Below are 5,742 nucleotides of genomic sequence, written 5' to 3' on the forward strand. Positions count from 1 at the left end.
CTTAAAAAGTACGGTGCTCTGGCTGATCAGTATGTTCGGCCTGATATTTGGAACGCCATCCGACACCATGGTCGTTCACCACTGGGCACAGGCTCAGTAGCCAATACTTACAGAGGTATCATTAATCGCTGGAAGCTCTACAAAACGGTTTATAACCCGGTCACTCACTTTAATAATACCTGGTCAAACACTGAGATGTATTCCATGGCTGGGCATTCTCCCAAGTATTTGGGTAAAAGCGCTGCTCTGATTTTTGGGCGTAATCCGGAAGCTGATCCGGTGTTTCGGGAAGCCCTGGACGCTGGACTGTTTGGCAGTGATTGGTCGGCCTCGATTACCAAAGGCGATGGCGGGGCCAGCAATGTTCTGGAAGATCTGGCTGAGAAACTGCGTAACCAGCCAGACGTGGAAGAAGGAACGGTCATTGAGTCACTGGATACCTTAATGCGTATTAAGGAGTGGTGGATCTCCAGCAAGAATGCCGTTAAAGAAGCCGACACTAAATTGAACACGGGCATTGCAGTTGCCAAGGCTATCGCTGAACCTCCTTCTCGCTTGATCAAGAAGCCTATCAAGGCGGCCGCCCAGACGGCTCAGACGCTTTACCGAAAGGAAGACGAGCTGTTCAAGATGGCGGTTTATATGTCTGAACGTCAGTCGGGGAAGACGCCCAGAGAAGCGGTTCAGTCAGCTAATCACTTCTTCTTTGATTACAACGATCTGCCCACTGCCATTAAGGTGATTAGGGATTTTCCTATTGGCAGTCCCTTTATCTCATACAGTTACCTGGCTATTCCTGCGATTGTGAAAAATGCAGTAGAAAGGCCAGAGCGTTTGATTGCATTGGCAGCCGCTTACGAAGCAGTGAATTATTCAGGCTTGCTGGTCAATGGCGAAATGGAGCCCGGTGGCTATTGGGATAGGGTGGAAGCCGAGACAACGGTCAGCCCTAAATGGGAGCGCGGTCGTGCATTATGGGGCGGCCTGAATACTTTCCATGTCCCTGGTCTGGAAGGTTATCGCTTATCTATGGCCAACGCTCATGCATTGGGAAACCCCTTTGCGGGGGAAGCAGGAGATAGAAAACTGGCCTTGCCCGATCATATGGGGACCATTGCCAGTTTTTGGGGCAGTGATGCTCTGGGCTCCAATCCATTCCGATCCCTGATTGATGCAGTGGTTCTTAATGAAGACTGGAAAGGCAAGGAGATTTATAACAAACATGCTCCAGTTTCAGAAAAGATCAGCAAGAGCGTCAACTATCTCTACCAAGCCTGGGCCCCTTCTAACCCATTAACGCCAGGCAGTTACCACCAACAAAAAATCATTGAAGGTCTGGCCAATGATGTTGCTGAAGATCGGCAGGCCGGAGACCAACCCAATGTTCTCGCTGAAGGTGTGGTGAATGCTGCCAATGGTTTAAGCGAGGCTCTGGGAGGTCAGCAGTTCACCGGATTAGATGGTATGAAAAATCCGATTTTGACATGGGATTCGGTTCTGGCTTCGCTCGGTTTCAAACTACGGCCTTTCAGGCCAGAAGACAGTTTCAAATTCAAAGCTACGGAACTGGCGGACAAGATTGAAGAACACCAGAAAGCCATTAACCAGCAAGGCTGGCTAAAAACCAAGAAGAGAATCACTCAGGATCAGTTTGAGAAAAAACGGGATTACTACCGCAAGGAGATAAAAAAAGTTCAGGAAGAACTAAAAGAGCTGAGAAAGGCAAAGCGCGAGGTTGTGCGCTAGCGGAGACTTTCTTGCGCACTTTTTAAGCGAATATGGTACTGTACTTGCATACAGTAGTTTGAAGTAATCAGGGAGATAATAAAGATGAGTGAACAGGCCAACTCCGACAGTATTTTTTCAAACACTGAAGCTGTCGGCGCAGTTAGGATGGTCGCATTGGCCCTTGTCAATGGAGAGTTAAATGTAGGTGAGCAGAAAGCCGCTGCCAAGGTCTTGAAGGAAGCGCATTTTACACTCGAATTGGAACAAATAGAGATAGAAGAGAGTGGTGGAATAGATACACCGTTATTGAGAGAAACTATTAAAAATAACGATGCAATTTAAGAAACTCATGTCGCGTGTATGTCATTTAGCTCCAGAAACGAAAAAGCCTCGAACTATGTCGAGGCTTTTAAGTGCCTGATTCTACAGGGCTTTGTATGGTGCCGGCACCAAGAGTCGAACTCGGGACCCACTGATTACAAGTCAGTTGCTCTACCAACTGAGCTATACCGGCAAAGAACGAGGAGCATGATATGTATGAGGGGGTTCTTTGTCAATATCATCCGATACAAAAAACAGACCTTGTGGTCTGCTTTTTGTACGATCATTGTGAATTCTTTTCCTGCTGTGTTTTCCAGAGCTTCCTGCCCTGAAATAAGCATCCTGCTGTTTTGGTCCTGCCTGACCCGTTCAGGCGTCCTGCCCGGTTTGCATCCTGCCTCAATTCACTTCCTGCAACCGGTCTTCCTGACTTCAAAGCTTTCTGCTTTGTCCGCTCCCTGCGGTGTTCGGGTCTTCCTGATATTAACTTCGTCAGCTTAAGTCTTCCTGACTTTGTGAACGTCCTGTTCCCAGCTGACGATTCCTATTATCCATGGCTAAGTATTTTCCGAAACCGGAGGTTTTCCTTTCCCTGTGTGAGACATTGACCATAGTACCATTAGGTTCGTCACCGCTGGCTGGCAGCCAGAAGCCCGCCGCAGGTTATAAACATTGAGCCTAATAATCGGTTTTGCAGCTTCCCATACTTTTTCAGAATCGGCATCAGTTTCAGGGCGAAGCTGGCGTAACCCACCATAACCAGGCTATCAACTATAACCATAGTGATTCCCATAATGAGGTACTGGGGCCAGAGAGTCAGGGTAGGATCTATGAACTGTGGCAGGAAAGCAGCCTGAAAAACAATGGCCTTGGGGTTCGTCAGATTGACCAGAATGGCGCTGGCAAAAGATTTTCTCTGACTGATAGGGTTTTGGTTCTCGACGGAAAACTCATTCGGTGCTTCACGCCATTTCATGATGCCCAGAAAGATCAGGTAAATAGCGCCTGTCCATTTGATCAGGGTGAAGAGTGTCTCCGAGGCTGCAAGGATGGCCCCGAGACCGGCAGCGACGACAATCAAAAATATAATCAGGGCGGCCTGAAGCCCCATGATGGATGGCAGGGTTCTGATCAACCCTGAGCGAATGGCGGTGGCCATGGTATTAACCGCACCGGCACCCGGCGTCACGCTGATAATGATGGTTGCGGCCAGAAAAGCCAGCCAGATATTAAGTTCCATTGAAGATTCCGGATTAGAAAACCAAGTCTTTTAAGTTTTGATCAGACTGTTTTTTAATCGATGAATCGAGTGTGTGCAACAGAAATTAAAAGAAGAGAAAATTTTTGGGCATTTTTTACGAGTCCATTTATTCCTGACAGGGGCGGTGAAAGGCGGGTAAAAGCAGCCGCGTTTTCTTCCACGAGTAGGTCCATCCAGCTGAAGCTGGCTTTCAGTTCTTTGCTCTGAAACTGTCGAAAGGCGGCTTCGGGCTTGGGCGTGAAGTTGTTACTGAGTTCGAAGAAGTTGTAGATGTCGATTGGCATATAAAAGCTCCTGTGATGTTAGGAGCTTGATTGTTTTGATAGGGTTTAATCATTCAGGAATGTTCCGTTATGACCGGAAGTGCTGACGAACCATTTTGTTTCCGATCATATTGGTCAGGATGCTGTAGTTTTTATCCTCGTGACGGATACGCCCAGCAACAATAGCCGGGTTAATCTTTAGCTCTCTTGCTAACGATTTGCAATCACGTTCGCTTTTACTTTGACGCACCTTGGCTTTAGACCAAATGCTCTTTTCAATTAAAGCCTCAGCTGCAGCGCTGTCTGCCTCATGTTCACAATCGTCCTTTTCAGCTGAGTCAGTATCATCAAAAAATGCAGTTGTGTCAGACTTTAAATGCAGTGCGACGTGAGCAAGTTCATGCATCAACGTAAACCAGAAGTTATCCAAGCGATCATACCGCAGAGTCATTCCGATGACGGGATAATCTGATTTACTCATCATAGCTGCACCATCAAGATAAGTTTTACCAAAGTGAGGTTCGATAACTAACTTGACCCCCAGATGTGATAAGAATTCCTGAGCAAGTTTTGGCCCTTGAGCTGACCAACTCAGTCTTGCAAGCTCTTTCATCACTTCTGGTGTAATACTGCCAGGAATGTAAGGGCTGTCAGTTTTCGTTTTTTCTGCCTCTTGTAAAACTTTCACTTGCCAGGCAAGCAAGGCGAACTGATCAACCTCTTTGTCTGAAACATAGTGAGCAGATGTCCGGCAAAGAGCAGGTTCAATATAGCTGGAGTCCACACTCCCTAAAAAACGGCGCAGGTGCTCTTCTGCATAGGTTTTTAATTCATTAATCGAGCCAGAAAAGCCCGGAAAGCAGCCTCTTTTCTTCATCTCTGCCAGTGGGAAATTTTCCCAAATGATGCCATTTGATTCAGGTAAAGAGGCACCTCGCTCCTTAATCAGAACATCCGCAGGTATGCCGAGCCCACTGTGCAGTTTGCGAATCATTGTAAGACTCAGATCACGGTTTCCATTCAGTATCTCGGACACCTTACTGGCAGAACCAAAATAAAGCTTCATATCACTTCGGGCCAGACCCTCTTGCTCCATACGAAACTTAATGGCTTCAATAGGGTCTGGCAGGTTTGCAGGAAACTTTTCTGTTTCGTATTTCTCAATAAGGAGGGCCAATACTTCCAGTTCGTTATCTTCTTTTGATCCTTCTTCCGGACAGCTATCCATTAGGAACATCAGGCGCTCCATGGCATCCGCATGATCTTTTTCTGTCTTAATGACTTTGATCTCAGACATCATTCACCTCCTGAAGTTTTGTTTATTATAATCTGCATGAGTGCCGACCCACTCGATTGCAACGCATTGGCGTTAGGGAAGTTCCATTCTGTGAGCCATTTGATGACTTGCTGGTTAAGGCTCTCACACACCAGGTCTGCATCACTTTTGATAACAGAGCGAGCCACTTCTTGATGGACTTCGGCTTGGCTGTGACTGCTGCCGTCGTCAGTGGTCATTGTCTGGCTGAGAATCACCTTGCTGATGGCTTTGTCCATACGCTGGCACAGCACGTCATAGTCTGCGGTCCCGGATCGAGCCGCCTCGATCAGCTCGATAACGTATAAGCTTTGGCCATGCGTATGCCATGGTCGGCCTTTGCGATTTCTCCAAGAGTTGCTTTCCCTGCCATGACAGTATCCTACTTGGTACGGCTGTTAGTGATATTATATTGCGTGTGCTGTATATCCCCATGTTATGTTGCAGCAAGCAGGATCATCACAAATCTCAGGGAACGGTTTTTAATACCCTGAACTCTCTGCCGTTGAGATCCTGAGCGTGTTTCTTGAACTTCCGTTCTACTTTAGTCAGCTCTTGGTCGAAATAGGCCGCCAGATCCAAGTCAAGATTAACACTGGTTTGAACCATGGCATCCGGGAAGAAATCTCTGACCGATGCCCGGTTACTTTTATATCGAAGGTTGTACTTGTTGAGATCAGGCAAGTTGTATTGGCTGGCGGTATTTTTGACATGAGCCTTGAGTCCACCGGAGTATTTTACCAGCCGGTTTCTTCTGCGCAGGAGGTTTCTGGTAGCACGCATGGTTTCAGGAAATTCATAGGCTATGGGAAAATTGCCTCCCCGCAAGAGTTTGGCAATCTTGTAGGAATCAA

At 47.1% G+C, this 5,742-nt stretch carries 6 protein-coding genes, 1 tRNA gene and 1 pseudogene; 2 read left to right on the forward strand and 6 right to left on the reverse strand.

Annotated elements, in window-relative coordinates; translation table 11 throughout:
* Nucleotides 1-1,746 (forward strand): hypothetical protein (locus KDK18_RS14155; RefSeq protein ID WP_257255581.1); only part of this gene is annotated, 1,746 nt, incomplete at its 5' end.
* An 84-nt stretch (nucleotides 1,747-1,830) separates the two neighbouring features.
* The gene (locus KDK18_RS14160; protein ID WP_257255582.1) at nucleotides 1,831-2,070 is read left to right on the forward strand and encodes a hypothetical protein; all 240 of its coding nucleotides are present in this window, start codon (nucleotides 1,831-1,833) and stop codon (nucleotides 2,068-2,070) included.
* Between the two features lie 96 nt (nucleotides 2,071-2,166).
* Here the strand turns inward: KDK18_RS14160 and KDK18_RS14165 are convergent.
* The 6 genes and pseudogenes from KDK18_RS14165 to KDK18_RS14815 all read right to left on the reverse strand — a co-directional run.
* Nucleotides 2,167-2,242: transfer RNA gene (locus tag KDK18_RS14165), tRNA-Thr, on the reverse strand.
* Nucleotides 2,243-2,677: 435 nt separating this feature from the next.
* Nucleotides 2,678-3,289: a homoserine/homoserine lactone efflux protein gene (gene rhtB / locus KDK18_RS14170; RefSeq protein WP_257255583.1), complete on the reverse strand. Its 612-nt coding sequence runs from the start codon at nucleotides 3,287-3,289 to the stop codon at nucleotides 2,678-2,680.
* Nucleotides 3,290-3,342: 53 nt separating this feature from the next.
* Nucleotides 3,343-3,594: a hypothetical protein gene (locus KDK18_RS14175; protein WP_257255584.1), complete on the reverse strand. Its 252-nt coding sequence runs from the start codon at nucleotides 3,592-3,594 to the stop codon at nucleotides 3,343-3,345.
* A 67-nt stretch (nucleotides 3,595-3,661) separates the two neighbouring features.
* Nucleotides 3,662-4,870, reverse strand: coding sequence for an ImmA/IrrE family metallo-endopeptidase (locus KDK18_RS14180; protein ID WP_257255585.1), 1,209 nt, complete (start codon nucleotides 4,868-4,870; stop codon nucleotides 3,662-3,664).
* Nucleotides 4,870-5,187 carry a DUF935 family protein gene (locus tag KDK18_RS14185; RefSeq protein WP_373690675.1) on the reverse strand — a complete coding sequence of 106 codons (318 nt, stop codon included), beginning with the start codon at nucleotides 5,185-5,187 and terminating at the stop codon, nucleotides 4,870-4,872. Before KDK18_RS14185 ends, KDK18_RS14180 begins: the two co-directional genes overlap by 1 nt.
* 169 nt (nucleotides 5,188-5,356) lie before the next feature.
* Nucleotides 5,357-5,742: pseudogene (locus KDK18_RS14815) on the reverse strand (IS110 family transposase); the annotation flags it as partial.

The organism is Endozoicomonas sp. SESOKO3 (genome assembly GCF_024606255.1).

Coding starts and splice junctions, on each gene's coding strand:
- KDK18_RS14160 (WP_257255582.1), top strand. CDS start 1,831: ATGAGTGAACAGGCCAACTCCGACAGTATTTTTTCAAACACTGAAGCT.
- rhtB (WP_257255583.1), bottom strand. CDS start 3,289: ATGGAACTTAATATCTGGCTGGCTTTTCTGGCCGCAACCATCATTATC.
- KDK18_RS14175 (WP_257255584.1), bottom strand. CDS start 3,594: ATGCCAATCGACATCTACAACTTCTTCGAACTCAGTAACAACTTCACG.
- KDK18_RS14180 (WP_257255585.1), bottom strand. CDS start 4,870: ATGTCTGAGATCAAAGTCATTAAGACAGAAAAAGATCATGCGGATGCC.